Origin of the sequence: Micromonospora mangrovicola, from assembly GCF_047200535.1 — a bacterium.
Taxonomy (GTDB): Bacteria; Actinomycetota; Actinomycetes; order Mycobacteriales; family Micromonosporaceae; genus Micromonospora.
This window is the reverse complement of record NZ_JBJZOG010000132.1, coordinates 1-13,941: the sequence shown is the minus strand read 5'-3', so window position 1 is coordinate 13,941 and position 13,941 is coordinate 1. Positions and strand designations below refer to the sequence as shown.

Annotated in this window: 13 protein-coding genes; 11 read left to right on the top strand and 2 right to left on the bottom strand. The window is 73.5% G+C overall.

The window, feature by feature from the left end:
* Positions 1 to 174: 174 nt before the first annotated feature.
* A complete protein-coding gene (rpmB, locus tag ACL02O_RS30775) occupies positions 175 to 366 on the bottom strand; it encodes a 50S ribosomal protein L28 (RefSeq protein ID WP_073832489.1) in 192 nt (63 codons plus the stop codon).
* A 283-nt stretch (positions 367 to 649) separates the two neighbouring features.
* Here rpmB and ACL02O_RS30770 point away from each other — a divergent pair, with 283 nt between their 5' ends.
* Both ACL02O_RS30770 and recG read left to right on the top strand, forming a co-directional pair.
* A complete protein-coding gene (locus ACL02O_RS30770) occupies positions 650 to 2,266 on the top strand; it encodes a DAK2 domain-containing protein (RefSeq protein ID WP_412821680.1) in 1,617 nt (538 codons plus the stop codon).
* Positions 2,263 to 4,464: an ATP-dependent DNA helicase RecG gene (gene recG, locus ACL02O_RS30765; protein WP_412821679.1), complete on the top strand. Its 2,202-nt coding sequence runs from the start codon at positions 2,263 to 2,265 to the stop codon at positions 4,462 to 4,464. The genes ACL02O_RS30770 and recG overlap by 4 nt, the downstream gene beginning before the upstream one ends.
* A gap of 194 nt (positions 4,465 to 4,658) precedes the next feature.
* On the opposite strand, the gene ACL02O_RS30760 is transcribed toward recG, so the two are convergent.
* Entirely contained in the window at positions 4,659 to 5,795 is a 1,137-nt protein-coding gene (locus ACL02O_RS30760) for an LPXTG cell wall anchor domain-containing protein (RefSeq protein WP_412821678.1), read from the bottom strand.
* A gap of 257 nt (positions 5,796 to 6,052) precedes the next feature.
* Between ACL02O_RS30760 and rsmD the strand changes: the two genes are divergently transcribed.
* The 9 genes from rsmD to ACL02O_RS30715 all read left to right on the top strand — a co-directional run bounded on the left by rsmD (position 6,053) and on the right by ACL02O_RS30715 (position 13,865).
* Positions 6,053 to 6,616 carry a 16S rRNA (guanine(966)-N(2))-methyltransferase RsmD gene (rsmD, locus tag ACL02O_RS30755; RefSeq protein WP_412821682.1) on the top strand — a complete coding sequence of 188 codons (564 nt, stop codon included), beginning with the start codon at positions 6,053 to 6,055 and terminating at the stop codon, positions 6,614 to 6,616.
* The gene (gene coaD, locus ACL02O_RS30750) at positions 6,613 to 7,089 is read left to right on the top strand and encodes a pantetheine-phosphate adenylyltransferase (RefSeq protein WP_412821677.1); all 477 of its coding nucleotides are present in this window, start codon (positions 6,613 to 6,615) and stop codon (positions 7,087 to 7,089) included. Before rsmD ends, coaD begins: the two co-directional genes overlap by 4 nt.
* 181 nt (positions 7,090 to 7,270) lie before the next feature.
* A complete protein-coding gene (locus tag ACL02O_RS30745; protein WP_412821676.1) occupies positions 7,271 to 7,768 on the top strand; it encodes an SPFH domain-containing protein in 498 nt (165 codons plus the stop codon).
* 138 nt (positions 7,769 to 7,906) lie between these two features.
* Positions 7,907 to 8,470 (top strand): YceD family protein, encoded by a 564-nt coding sequence (locus ACL02O_RS30740; RefSeq protein WP_412821675.1) that lies wholly within the window; start codon positions 7,907 to 7,909, stop codon positions 8,468 to 8,470.
* Positions 8,471 to 8,475: 5 nt separating this feature from the next.
* Complete coding sequence (rpmF, locus tag ACL02O_RS30735) at positions 8,476 to 8,649, top strand: 50S ribosomal protein L32 (protein WP_091268767.1); 174 nt, start codon at positions 8,476 to 8,478, stop codon at positions 8,647 to 8,649.
* A gap of 111 nt (positions 8,650 to 8,760) precedes the next feature.
* Positions 8,761 to 9,741 carry a phosphate acyltransferase PlsX gene (locus ACL02O_RS30730; RefSeq protein WP_412821681.1) on the top strand — a complete coding sequence of 327 codons (981 nt, stop codon included), beginning with the start codon at positions 8,761 to 8,763 and terminating at the stop codon, positions 9,739 to 9,741.
* Positions 9,738 to 10,559 (top strand): ribonuclease III, encoded by an 822-nt coding sequence (rnc, locus tag ACL02O_RS30725; RefSeq protein ID WP_412821674.1) that lies wholly within the window; start codon positions 9,738 to 9,740, stop codon positions 10,557 to 10,559. The genes ACL02O_RS30730 and rnc overlap by 4 nt, the downstream gene beginning before the upstream one ends.
* Entirely contained in the window at positions 10,552 to 11,409 is an 858-nt protein-coding gene (gene mutM / locus ACL02O_RS30720; RefSeq protein WP_412821673.1) for a bifunctional DNA-formamidopyrimidine glycosylase/DNA-(apurinic or apyrimidinic site) lyase, read from the top strand. The genes rnc and mutM overlap by 8 nt, the downstream gene beginning before the upstream one ends.
* A gap of 236 nt (positions 11,410 to 11,645) precedes the next feature.
* Positions 11,646 to 13,865, top strand: a complete 2,220-nt coding sequence (locus ACL02O_RS30715; RefSeq protein ID WP_412821672.1) for an MMPL family transporter — start codon at positions 11,646 to 11,648, stop codon at positions 13,863 to 13,865.
* The last annotated feature ends 76 nt before the right edge of the window (positions 13,866 to 13,941 follow it).

Sequence of the window (13,941 nt, the reverse complement as noted above, 5' to 3'; positions counted from 1 at the left end):
GTCAGCGGCCGTCAGCGGCCGTCCGATGGGCCGGTCGCGTGGTTGTCCCGCCCTCGCGCCGGTGCCCGCGGTGGTGACCGGCGGGCGCCTCTGCCCCGACCCCCGGACACGACGAAAGCCGGCGGACCGATGCGGTCCGCCGGCTACCGACGAATACTGGGTGGTGCTACCGCGTCAGGCGCGGGTGACCTTGCCGGCCTTGATGCACGAGGTGCAGACCTGCATCTTCTTGGTGGTGCCGCCACCGGCCGGGGTACGCACCGACTGGATGTTCGGGTTCCAGCGGCGGTTGGTCCGCCGGTGCGAGTGGGACACGTTGTGGCCGAAGCCCGGTCCCTTGCCACAGACGTCGCACACGCTAGCCACGGGATACTCCTGGGTTTGAAACGTTCATGAGGTCGCCGCCAGGCGCTGCCCGGGCAACCTGGCCAGGTTACCCGATGACGGACCGCTACGCCCAACCGACCCCGGTCAGCGGCCGTCGGCGCCAGGTCGCCCTGCGGTGGGCGCCGGGCTGACGGTGCCGAGCGGAACCCGCCCAGCGTACCGGCCTCCGACGGTGGGCCGGGCCCGCCCCGGATCCTCGGACACGCCGACTCGGACCGGGCGAGCCCGGCGCGTGTCGGTGCACGCCAGTAGGCTTCCGGACGTGCTGGACACCCTCGACGCCGCCGCGGTGCGCCGCTGGTGCGCGAGCGGGCTGGCCGCCCTGCAACGGCATCAGGGCGAGATCGACGACCTCAACGTCTACCCGGTCCCGGACGGGGACACCGGCACCAACCTGGTGCTCACCCTCACCTCCGCCCACCAGGCGCTCGCCATGGACCTGGGCACCCTGCCCGACGACGGGCACACCCCGCACGGGCACGCGCTGCGGCTGATGGCCCGGGGCGCGCTGCTGGGGGCGCGGGGCAACTCCGGGGTGATCGTGTCGCAGATCCTGCGCGGCTTCGCCGACGTGCTCGCCATCGCCCCGGCGGTCCGCGGCCGGCAGCTCGCCGCCGCCCTGGCGGGCGCGGCCACCGCCGCGTACGCCGCGGTCGCCCACCCGGTCGAGGGCACCCTGCTCACCGTGGCCGCCGCCGCGGCCCGCGCCGCCGAACACCTGGACAGCGACGACCTGCCGGCCGTGGCCCGGGCCGCCGCGGCCGGGGCGACCCGGGCCCTGGCGCGTACCCCCGAGCAGTTGCCCGCCCTGGCCCGCGCCGGGGTGGTGGACGCCGGTGGGCGTGGACTCTGCCTGCTGCTGGACGCGCTGGTCGAGGTGGTCACCGGGGAGGGTCCTCCGCCGGCGGCGGGCCCGGTGCCCGCGGCCCGGCCACCGGCCACCGCGGTCCGGGAGACCGGCTCCTCGGCGTACGCCTACGAGGTGCAGTACCTGCTCGACGCGACCGACGAGGCGGTGCTCCGGCTGCGCGGCGCGTTGGACGCGCTCGGCGACTCGCTGGTGATCGTCGGCGACGGCGGCCCGGGCCACGGCACCTGGAACGTGCATGTGCACGTCAACGACGTCGGCGCGGCGATCGAGGCGGGCGTGGTGGCCGGCCGCCCGCACCGGATCACGGTGACCCGGTTCGCCGACCAGGTGGCCACGCCCGCGCCCGCCCCGGTGCCGGGCGGCCGGGCGGCCGTGGTGGTCGCCACCGGTGCCGGCATCGCCGAGCTCTTCGCCGCCGAGGGCGCCACCGTGGTACCGGCGAACCCGTCCACCGGCGAGCTGCTCGACGCCGTACGCGCCACCGGGGCGGCCCGGGTGGTGGTGCTCCCCAACGACCCCAACACCCAGTCGGTGGCCAGCACGGCCGCCAAGGAGGCGCACGGGCTCGGGGTGAAGGTGAGCGTGGTGCCCACCCGCTCACCGGTGCAGGCGCTCGCCGCCCTCGCCGTCCGCGACCCGAAGCGGCGCTTCGAGGACGACGTCATCGCGATGGCCGAGGCGGCCGGCGCCTGCCGGTACGCCGAGGTCTGTCACGCCAGCAAGGAGGCGCTGACCGTGGCCGGACCGTGCCGGCCGGGCGATGTGCTGGCCCTGGTCGAGGGGGAGGTGCACCTGATCGGCGCCGACCTGCTCGACACCTGCACCGCGGTCGTCGACCGGATGCTCGGCGGTGGCGGCGAACTGGTCACCCTGCTCTGCGGGGCGGACGCCCCGGGGGGGCTGGCCGACCGGGTGCGCGAGCACGTCCAGCGTTCCTGGCCGTTCGTCGAGGTGCAGGCGTACGAGGGCGGCCAGCCGCACTATCCGCTCCTGTTGGGGGTCGAATGACGAGCGAGCCGACCACGGTGGACACGCCGCTGAAGAAGCTGGTCGGGGAGCGCACCGCCAAGGCCCTGGCGAGCCACCTCGACCTGCACACCGCCGGCGACCTGATCTACCACTTCCCGCGCCGCTACGACGAGCGCGGCGAGCACACCGACATCCGCTCGCTGGACGTGGGGGAGCAGGTCACCGTGCTGGCCCAGGTGCAGCGCACCGCGGTCCGGCCGATGCGCCAGCGGCGCGGCAACCTGCTGGAGGTGACCGTCGGCGACGGCTCCGGGGGCGTGCTGACCCTCACCTTCTTCGGCAACCAGGCCTGGCGGGAGCGGGACCTGCGCCCCGGCCGGTGGGGGCTGTTCGCCGGCAAGGTCACCGAGTTCCGGGGCAAGCGTCAGCTCAACGGCCCCGAGTACGTGCTGCTCGGCGAGGGCGGCGACGGTGAGGCGGCGGCCAACGAGGAGGTCGAGGAGTTCGCCGGGGCGCTGATCCCGGTCTACCCGGCCGCGGCGGCGGTGCCGACCTGGGTGATCGCCCGCTGCGTGCGGGTGGTGCTGGACACCTTCACCCCGCCGGAGGACCCGCTGCCGGCCACCGTCCGGGCCACCCGCAACCTGGCCGACATCGGCACGGCGCTGCATGAGATCCACCGGCCGTCCAGCAAGGAGGCGCTCTACCGGGCCCGGCGCCGGCTCAAGTGGGACGAGGCGTTCGCCGTGCAGCTCACCCTGGTGCAGCGCAAGCACCGGGCCGCCGACTGGCCGGCGGAGGCCCGGCCGCCGCGCGACGGTGGCCTGCTGGACGCGTTCGACGCCCGGCTGCCGTACGAGCTGACCCCCGGCCAGCAGACGGTGGGTCGGGAGATCGCGGCCGACCTGGCCACCGCGCATCCGATGCACCGGCTGCTCCAAGGCGAGGTGGGCAGCGGAAAGACCGTGGTGGCGCTGCGGGCCATGCTCCAGGTGGTCGATGCCGGTGGGCAGGCGGCACTGCTCGCCCCGACCGAGGTGCTCGCCGCCCAGCACTACCGGGGCGTCCTCGACCTGCTCGGCCCGCTCGCCCAGGCCGGTGAGCTGGGCGCGGCCGACGACGCCACCCGGGTGGCGCTGGTCACTGGCTCGCTCGGGGCGGCGGCCCGGCGGCGGGCGCTCGCCGAGGTGGCCGAGGGGCGGGCCGGCATCGTGCTCGGCACCCACGCCCTGCTCTACGAGGGGGTCGACTTCCGCGACCTCGGTCTGGTGGTCGTGGACGAGCAGCACCGTTTCGGCGTGGAGCAGCGTGACGCGCTGCGCGCCAAGGCGGACCAGCCGCCGCACGTGCTGGTGATGACCGCCACCCCGATCCCGCGAACGGTCGCCATGACCGTCTACGGCGACCTGGAGATCTCCACCCTCTCCCAGCTCCCGCAGGGCCGCTCGCCGATCGCCTCGCACGTGGTGCCGGCCGCGGAGAAGCCGGCCTTCCTCGACCGGGCCTGGCGCCGGCTGCGTGAGGAGGTCGCCGCCGGCCACCAGGCGTACGTGGTGTGCCCGCGCATCGGTGAGGGCCCGGCCTCGGACGAGGAGGCCCCCCGCGAGGACGACAACGGCCGCCGGCCGCCGCTGGCGGTGACCGAGGTGGCGCCGCTGCTCGCCGACGGGCCGCTGCACGGGCTGCGGATCGGGGTGCTGCACGGGCGGCTGCCGGCCGACGAGAAGGACGCGGTGATGCGCTCCTTCGCCGCCGGTGACCTGGACGTGCTGGTGGCCACGACCGTGGTCGAGGTGGGTGTGAACGTGCCGAACGCCACCGTGATGATCGTGCTGGACGCCGACCGGTTCGGCGTCTCCCAGCTGCACCAGCTGCGCGGCCGGGTGGGCCGGGGCTCGGCCGCCGGCCTGTGTCTGCTGGTCAGCGAGGCGGTGGAGGGCTCGTCCGCCCGGGAACGGCTCGACGCGGTCGCCTCCACCACGGACGGTTTCAAGCTCGCGGAGCTGGACCTGGAGCAGCGCCGGGAGGGCGACGTGCTGGGCGCGACGCAGTCCGGGCGCCGCTCGCACCTGCGGCTGCTGTCGCTGCTGCGGGACACCGACCTGATCCGGGACGCCCGGGCCGAGGCGATCACCCTGGTCGAGGAGGATCCGGAGCTGACCCGGCACCCGGCGCTGGCCGCCTCGGTCGCCGCCCTGGTCGACGAGGAACGCGCGGAGTACCTCGAGAAGGGCTGAGGCCTCCGCCGGGCTGGCCGATCCACTCGGGTCGTCGCATGCCTGTGGTTGCCGCAGACGCGACCAGCCATGCGGGCGAGGCGCGCCACGACGCCAGGATGTGCGGCGAGTGGCGCCGATCGAGCCGAGGGCCGGATGCGCCGAGGGCGCGCCGACCGGGTGGTCGACGCGCCCTCGGATCAGGCTGTTGTGGCTCAGGCGGTGAACCGCACCTTGCGGCGGCGGGCCACCACGAACAGGACCGCACCGGCCGCCAGCAGAGCGATCGCGCCGGCCACGATGCCACCGGTCGCGGCGCCGGTCAGCGGCAGCGTCGGGCCCTCCTCCTTGCCGCCACCCGCGCCGGGGGAGCAGTTGGCCGGCTTCTCCCAGGCGATCGGCTCGGAATCGTCCAGGCCCTCGGCCGTCGGGGTGACCGTCAGGCCCTCGAACGCCTTGAACTTCACGGTCTTGGTCTCGCCCGGCTGAACGACCAGCTTCTGCGCGTCACCCTTGTTCGGGGTGAAGGTGATCTCGACGGTCTTGCCGTCCTCCGGGTTCTCGACCTGGAAGATCAGCTCGTCGCACGTGGACTGGTAGCTGCCCGACGGCTCGCCCGGCTGGACGCAGTCCTTGGCCTCGGCGGGCTTGTCGTCGAAGAGGGGCTGGTCCTGGCCGGCCTCGGTGACGGTGATCTTCCCGGCATTCTTGGCCGGCACCGTGATCGTCTTGTCCTTGCCCGGCTCGACGGTGGCGGTCTCGCTGAAGCCGTCCGTGCCGGTGACGGTGAACTTGGCGTCCTTGGTGGCCTCCTGGCCGTTCTCCAGCTTCACCGCGACGTCGCCGGTGCAGTCGGCGGTCACCGTGGCCTTGGGGTTGGCCTTGGCCGGCGGCGGGGTGACCACCTTGTCGCAGCTCTCGCTGAACTTGATGGACGCGCTCTTGTCGCCGTTCTCCTGGAACCCGTTGTCCCACTTGGCGCGTACGGTCAGCGACGCCTCGGTGACATCGCCCGCCAGGCGGGCGGTGCCGACCAGCGGCTGCGAGACCTGGTGCGGGTACGAGTCACCGTCGGTGACCTGGATTCCGTCGATGGTGAAGGGGGAGGTGGTCTCGCCCGTCTTGCTCGTGGCCTCGACCTTCGTGAGCTTGAAGTTGTTCACCCCTGCCGGCGCGTAGGTCCGCACGGTCCAGGTGGTGACCCACTCGCCCGTGGCGGTGTCACACTCGGCGGTGACTTTGACCTCGCTGTGGTGGGCGCTGGCGGGGGCGGCCACTGCGGCGACGCCCGCGAGGCCGAGCAGCGCGCCGGCGGTGACCGCCATGACGCGCCTGAGGTTGAGACGGTTCACGTCTGCTCCTGGTGAGGGGAAGATCGGAGAGTGCGGCGGACGGACCGGAGTCGCACGCCCGCACGACAACCGGGCAGACCCTAGCGACATCGACGCCGAAGGCGTTACTCCGATCTGCACCCAGAAACAGCTCTGTTATGAATTCGAGATCATTGATGCACCGTAAGTGATCAATCGATCCGTACTACGACACGCGCCGTGTCGCCGGGCCGGCCTTGGTGATCGCGTAGCGTCAGGGGCATGTGCAGGAGCAGACGGTGACCCGGATCGTGGCCGGGACGTTCGGCGGTCGGCGGATCGCCGCACCCCCGGGTGCCGGCACCCGACCCACCTCCGACCGGGTCCGTGAGGCGCTGTTCAGCGCGGTGCAGGCCGAGCTGGACCTGGCCGGGGCGCGCTTCGCCGACCTCTACGCCGGCTCGGGGGCGGTCGGCCTGGAGGCGCTCTCCCGGGGCGCGGAACACGTGCTGCTCGTCGAGTCCGACGCCCGGGCGGCCCGGGTGATCCGGGAGAACATCGCCGCGCTGCGGGCCGCCCCGGCCGCCCGCCTGGTCGCCGGCAAGGTGGCCACCGTGCTCGCCGCCGGCCCGGACGGCGGCCCGTACGACGTGGTCTTCGCCGATCCGCCGTACGCCGTGCCGGACCAGGAGGTCACCGGGCTGCTGTCCGCGCTGGTCGACGGCGGGTGGCTGGCCCCGGACGCCGTGGTGATCATCGAGCGGTCCAGCCGTACCGGCCCGGTCACCTGGGTGGAAGGCGTCACGGCCGGGCGCAGTCGCCGTTACGGCGAGACCACCCTTTGGTACGGTCGCCGATCATGAGACGTGCGGTCTGTCCGGGTTCCTTCGACCCGGTCACCAACGGGCACCTCGACATCATCGGCCGGGCCAGCCGGCTGTTCGACGAGGTGATCGTCGGTGTGTTGGTCAACCAGTCGAAGCAGGGGCTGTTCACCGTCGAGGAGCGGATCAAGATGCTCCGTGAGGTGACCGCCTCGTACGACAACGTCCGGGTCGAGTCGTTCCGCGGGCTGCTGGTGGACTTCTGCCGGGCCCAGCAGGCGAGCGTGCTGATCAAGGGCCTGCGGGCGGTCAGCGACTTCGACTACGAGTTGCAGATGGCCCAGATGAACATCGGCCTGGCCGGCGTCGAGACGCTCTTCATGCCGACCAATCCGCTCTACTCCTTCCTCTCCTCCAGCCTGGTCAAGGACGTGGCCAAGTGGGGCGGCGACATCTCCCCCCACGTTCCCGACGTGGTCCGTGAGCAACTGACGGCCCGCCTCCACCCCTGACCCCACCCCCGACAACTCCGGATCGGCGCGCGACGGCGGCGGGGCGAGGGGTGAAGGGCGACGCGCCGGGTAGGGGTGGAGCGGCGTGAGTGGAGTCGGCGCGACATGATGTGTGCAGCGCCGAATTCGGGCGCAGGCCGCATCATGTAGGTGGGGCTACGAAGACAGGAGTGAGGTGCCGGTGGACCCGCTCGATCGCATCGACGAACTGATCGCCCTGGTGGAGCAGGCCCGCTCCGTGCCGATGTCACGCAACAACTGCATGGTCGACCGGGGCGAGATGATCGCCGCCCTCGACGAGCTGCGCGCGGAACTCCCGGCCGACCTGCGCCGGGCCGCCGCACTGCTGGAGGAGCGGGACAAGATCATGGAGGCCGGCAAGCGCGAGGCCGACCGGATCATCAGCGAGGGTGAGGCGGAACACGCCCGCCTGGTCTCGGTGAACGAGATCACCGTCTCCGCGGAGCACGAGGGCGCCCGGATCATCGCCGAGGCCCGCGCGGAGGCCCAGCGCCTCCGCGACGAGGTGGACGACTACGTCGACACCGCTCTGGCCAACTTCGAGCAGTTCCTGACCCGGGCCCTCGCGTCGATAGAGCGTGGCCGGGACAAGATGCACGCGCTGCGCGAGATCGGCACCTTTGCCGGGGACGAGGCGGATCGCCCGCTACCCTTCTAGGGCCGGCGGCACGCAGGCCGGCGGCACGCAGGCCGACCGCCGGCAGCCGTCGGGCCAGGGGCGACGCCCCCGGTTCGACGGTCCGCCGGTCATCCAGGTAACCTTTTTTGTCGGCCTCTCACCGGCCGGAGTCTAACTATGCCCAAACACTCGCCAAGCGCACTCGACCCCAGGTCGCCGCTGGTCCTCGACACGAGGGACCTGCCGCGTCGGCCTGGTGCGTTGCGTACCGTCAAGCGGGTCGTGCCGGCACCGGCGGACCTCGGCGTGGAGTTGATCGGCGTGCCGGAGGGCGCGGACCTCGACCTCGACCTGAGGTTGGAGTCGGTGTCCGAGGGCGTGCTCGTCTCGGGGACCGTCACCGGTCCCGTCAAGGGCGAGTGCGGCCGCTGCCTGCGCCAGATCGACGACACGGTGGCCGTGCGGATCCAGGAGCTGTACGCGTACGAGAACAGCACCACGGACACCACGACCGACGAGGACGAGGTGGGCCGGATGCAGGGCGATCTGATCGACCTGGAGCCGGCGCTGCGGGATGCGGTGGTGCTCATGCTGCCGACCAACCCGCTCTGCCGGGAGGACTGCCCAGGGCTGTGCCCCGAATGCGGGGTGCACTGGGACGAGCTGCCGGCCGACCACAGTCACCAGCAGGTCGACCCGCGTTGGGCGGCCCTGTCGCAACTGACCCGTACAGAGGAGTAAGAACCGTGGCCGTCCCCAAGCGCAAGATGTCGCGCAGCAACACCCGGGCCCGTCGGGCGCAGTGGAAGACCGCGGCGGTCGCGACCGTGGCCTGCCCGCAGTGCAAGTCGGCGAAGCTGCCGCACGCCGCCTGCTCCGTCTGCGGCACCTACAACGGCCGCCAGGTCCTCGAGGTCTGACCTGGACGCCGAGTGACGTCCCCGACCACCGGTCGGGTGGCGCGCGCACCATGGCTCCCGCCCGGTGCCCCGGCTCCCTCCGCCGCCGGCCGTCTCTCGGCCGGCGTACCGGTGGAGCCGGGCACCGCGCGGATCGCCGTTGACCTCCTCGGCGGGGACGATGCTCCCGCCGTCGTGGTTGACGGCGCTCTGCGAGCAGTGCGCACCGACCCTGACCTGCACCTGCTGCTCGTCGGACCGACCGAGGTCGCCGACGAGCTGATCGGTGCGCTCGACCCGGCACAGCGTGCCCGGGTCACGGTCCGCCGGGTGCGGACCGCCGTCGGCATGGCCGACCATCCCACCGCCGCGCGTGCGGAGAGCACCGTCAGCGCGGCGGTCGACGCCGTCCGCGACGGGTCCGCCGACGCGCTCGTCTCCGCCGGCTCGACCGGCGCCACCGTCACCGCCGCCGTGCTCGGCCTCGGTCGCTGGGCCGGGGTGCGCCGCCCGGCCCTGGTGGCCACCCTCCCCGCCGTCGCCGGCCCGGTGGTGCTGCTGGACGTCGGCGGCACCCTGGAACCCGGACCGGCCACGCTCGCCCGGCATGCCGTGCTCGGCGCCGCGTACGCCGCCGTGGCCCACGCCGTCGCCGCCCCCCGGGTGGGGCTGCTCTCCGTCGGCACCGAGGCGGGCAAGGGCGACCGGTTGCGCCGCTCCGCCGATCCCGCGCTCTCCGCCGTCCCGCTGCCCTGCGACGCCGGCTACGTCGGCCTCGTCGAGGGGTACGACGTCTGCCTGGGCTCCCGCGCCGACGTGGTGGTCACCGACGGGTTCACCGGTAACGTGCTGCTGAAGGCGATCGAGGGGGCGTACGCGATGGCCGGTGGGCCGCCGGCCAGCGGTGGCGCCCCGCGCGCGGCGGCCCTGCTCGGCGTGGCCGGCACGGTGGTCGTCTGCCACGGCGCGGCCCGGCCCGACGACGTCGCCTCCGGCATCGCCCTCGCCGCCCACCTGTGGCGGCGCGGGGCCACCGACACCGTCTCGGCGCTGCTCGACGGCGTTCCCCACGATCCCGCACCTGACCGAAACGACACCGAGGTAGCACCATGACCAACGACAAGCGGCGGCGTGCTCCCGTCGGCCACCTGGAGGCGGCCTTCGGGGTGTCGCTCGACCCGGAGCTGCTCGAGCGCGCGCTGACCCACCGGTCCTACGCGTATGAGAACGGCGGGCTGCCCACCAACGAGCGGCTGGAGTTCCTGGGCGACTCGGTCCTCGGCGTGGTGATCACCACGGCGCTCTTCCACAACCACCCGGACCTGCCCGAGGGGCAGCTCGCCAAGCTGCGCGCCAGCGTGGTGAACATGCGCGCGCTGGCCGATGTGGCGCGCGGCCTCGGCCCGGAGGGGCTGGGCGCGTACCTGCTGCTGGGCAAGGGCGAGGAGGCCACCGGTGGCCGGGACAAGGCCAGCATCCTGGCCGACACGCTGGAGGCGCTGCTCGGCGCGATCTACCTCCAGTACGGCCTGGACACCGCCGCCATCGTGATCCACCGCCTCTTCGACCCGCTGATGGCCGAGTCGGCCGGCCGGGGCGCCGCGCTGGACTGGAAGACCAGCCTCCAGGAGCTGACCGCCGCGCTCGGGCTGGGTGTCCCGGAGTACCGGATCGAGGGCACCGGACCCGACCACCTGAAGACCTTCACCGCCTGGGTCGTGGTGGCCGGCAACCGGTACGGCGGCGCCGACGGGCGCAGCAAGAAGGAGGCCGAGCAGCGGGCCGCCGAGTCGGCCTGGCGGAGGCTGACCGAGCAGGCCGAGGCCGAGGCCGCCGCCAAGGCGGCGGCCGAGGGCACCGAGGCGTCGGCCGGCGTCGACGGCCCCGGACCCACCGCCGACGCGGCCGGGGCGGGCGCCGGACGTGCCTGAGCTGCCCGAGGTCGAGACGGTCCGGCAGGGGCTGGCCCAGTGGGTCATCGGACGGACGATCACCTCGGTGGAGGTGCGCCACCCCCGGGCGGTCCGCCGGCACGAGCCCGGCGCGGCGCACTTCGCCGACGTGCTGACCGGCCGGACGATCACCGACGTCCGGCGCCGGGGCAAGTATCTCTGGCTGCCGCTGGACAGCGGGGACGCCCTGATCGGGCACCTGGGCATGTCCGGCCAGCTGCTGTTCCAGCCGGTCGGGGCGGCCGACGAGCTGCACCTGCGGATCCGGTTCCGGTTCGCCGACGACGGTCCGGAGTTGCGCTTCGTGGACCAGCGGACGTTCGGCGGCCTGTCGGTCTCCGTGGGCGGGGCGGAGTTGCCGTCCGAGATCGCGCACATCGCCCGGGACCCGATGGACCCGGCGTTCTCCGACGCCGACTTCGTGGCCGCGCTGCGGCGGCGGCGTACGGAGGTGAAGCGGGCGCTGCTCGACCAGACCCTGATCTCCGGTGTCGGCAACATCTACGCCGACGAGGCGCTGTGGCGGGCGAGGCTGCACGGCGCCCGCCCGACCGACGCGCTGACCGGCCCGGCGGCCGACCGGCTGCTCGGGCACGTGCGCGACGTGCTCGGCGAGGCGATCAAGCAGGGCGGCACCAGCTTCGACGAGCTGTACGTCAACGTCAACGGCGAGAGCGGCTACTTCGACCGCTCGCTGAACGCGTACGGCCGGGAGGGGGAGCCCTGCCCGCGCTGCGGGGCGCCGATCCGGCGCGAGGCGTTCATGAACCGATCGTCGTACAGTTGCCCGCGCTGCCAGCCCCGCCCTCGGGGTGCCCTCCGGGGATGACCCCGAGCCGGCTCGGGGTTGCGCGCGTGTGCCTCGCCGGGCGGTTCCGGGCGCGTTCCCGGACCGTACCCGGAAAATTCCCTTCTGCCCGGTTTTGCGGAGCCGGTGCGGTCCGTTCGGCCGTAGCCAGGTGGATCGGGGACGAGCCGGGGCCGTTCCCCGATGTCCGGGCGTCGCCCGCTGCCTAGCGTCAGCACCGTCGGCAGGGGGCCGACGTGTGGAGGGGGAACCCAGGTATGGGCAGGCGACCGGTGACCGTGCGGTTGGCACGGTGGAGTGCGGAGCACCCGTGGCGGGCCATCGCGCTGTGGGTCGTGTTCGTGGCGGTGTGCTTCGTCGGCGGGAACGCCGCCGGCTTGACGGAGGCGACCGACGAGGACCAGGCGATCGGTGAGTTCGGACGGGCCCAGCTGATCGTCGACAGTGGCGGCTTCCACCAGCCGGCCACCGAGAACGTGCTGATCACGTCCCGGTCCGGGGCGTTGGACCCGGCCGCGGCGAAGGCCGCCGCCGACGACGCGGCCGCGCGACTGCGGCAGGTCGACGGGGTCGCCTCGGTGGGTGCGCCGCTGCCGTCGCGGGACGGCAACGCCCTGCTGCTGCCGATCACCATGTCCGGCGACCCGGAGACGGCCGAGGACCGGGTGCAGCCGCTGCAGGACGCCACCGCCCGGGTGCAGGAGGCACATCCGGCGCTGCGGGTCGAGGAGGTCGGCGGCCCGTCGATCGGCAAGGCGCTGAACGACACCCTGGGCAAGGACTTCAAGCGCGCCGAGCTGCTCAGCCTGCCGGTCACCCTGGCCATCCTGATCATCGCGTTCGGCGCGCTGATCGCGGCCGGCGTGCCGGTGCTGCTCGCGCTCTCCTCGGTCGCCGCCGCGATGGGGCTCTCCACGCTCGCCTCGCACCTGGTGCCGGCCACCGACACCACGGCCAGTGTGATCCTGCTGATCGGCATGGCGGTCGGCGTGGACTACTCGCTCTTCTACGTCCGGCGGGAACGCGAGGAGCGGGCCAAGGGGCGGTCCGGCCTGGACGCGGTCGAGATCGCGGCGGAGACCTCCGGACACGCGGTGGTGGTCTCCGGCACCGCGGTGATCATCTCGATGGCCGGCCTGCTGCTGGCCCAGGACGCCATCTTCTCGTCGCTGGCGATCGGCTCGATCCTGGTGGTCGCCGTCGCGGTGATCGGCTCGCTGACCGTGCTGCCGGCGCTGCTCGCCAAGCTCGGCCGCTGGGTGGACCGGCCCCGGGTGCCGCTGCTGTGGCGGCTCACCGCGCCGCGTACCGGGCAGCACGGCCAGCCGGCCCGGCCCCGGTTCTGGCCGGCCGTGCTGAAGCCCGCGCTGCGCGCACCGCTGGCCACCCTGGTCGTCTCGGTCGGGCTGCTGCTCGCTCTGGCCGCCCCGGCGCTGGGCATGAAGCTGAAGTTCCCCGGCATGGAGGACGTGCCCCGCACCACCCCGGCGATGCAGGCGTACGACCGGCTGACCGCCGCCTTCCCGAGCAACGGCACCAGCCACACCGTGGCGGTGCGGGCCCCGGCCGAGCAGGCCGACCGGGTCCACGCCGCGCTGACCGACCTGGCCGCCCGGGCCGCCTCCGACCCGCTCTTCGCGCCGGCCGAGGGGGACGGCCCGAAGATCCAGGTGTCGACCGACCGCCGGGTGTCGGTGCTGGAGGTGGCCACGCCGTACGCGAGCCGGACCGACGAGGCCGCCCGGTCGCTGCACGAGCTGCGGGACAACCTCGTCCCGACGGCGCTGCGCGGCATCCCCGGCGTCGAGTACGCGGTCGGCGGCGGCGTCGCCGCCAGCGAGGACTACGCCCAGCACATCTGGGACAAGCTGCCGGTCGTGGTGGCCTTCGTGCTGGCGCTGACCTTCCTGGTGATGGCCTGGACCTTCCGGTCGGTGGTGGTCGCGTTCACCTCGATCCTGCTGAACCTGCTCTCCGCCGGGGCCGCGTACGGCCTGCTGGTCCTGGTCTTCCAGGGCGACTGGGCGGAGGGAGCGCTCGGCTTCACCTCGATCGGCGCGATCGTCACCTGGCTGCCGCTGTTCCTGTTCGTGGTGCTCTTCGGGCTCTCCATGGACTACCACGTCTTCGTGGTCAGCCGGATCCGTGAGGGGATGCGCTCCGGCCTGTCGAACCGGGAGGCCGTGGCGTACGGGATCACCTCGTCCGCGGGCGTGGTGAGCAGCGCCGCGATCGTCATGGTGGGCGTCTTCTCGATCTTCGCGACGCTGAGCACCATCGACATGAAGCAGCTCGGCATCGGGCTGGCCGCGGCGATCCTGCTCGACGCCACGATCATCCGGGCCGTGGTGCTGCCGTCGCTGATGACCCTGCTGGGCGAGGCGAACTGGTGGGCCCCGCGCTTCCTGCGTCCCCGCGCCCAGACCCCGCCCGCCGACCCGCCCACGCCCACCCCGGAGCTGATCGGCGTTCACTGAATCCGTCCCGCCGCAGGGCCGGACCGCACACCGCGGTCCGGCCCTGCGCCCATCCCGCCCGTCCCGCCCGTCCCGC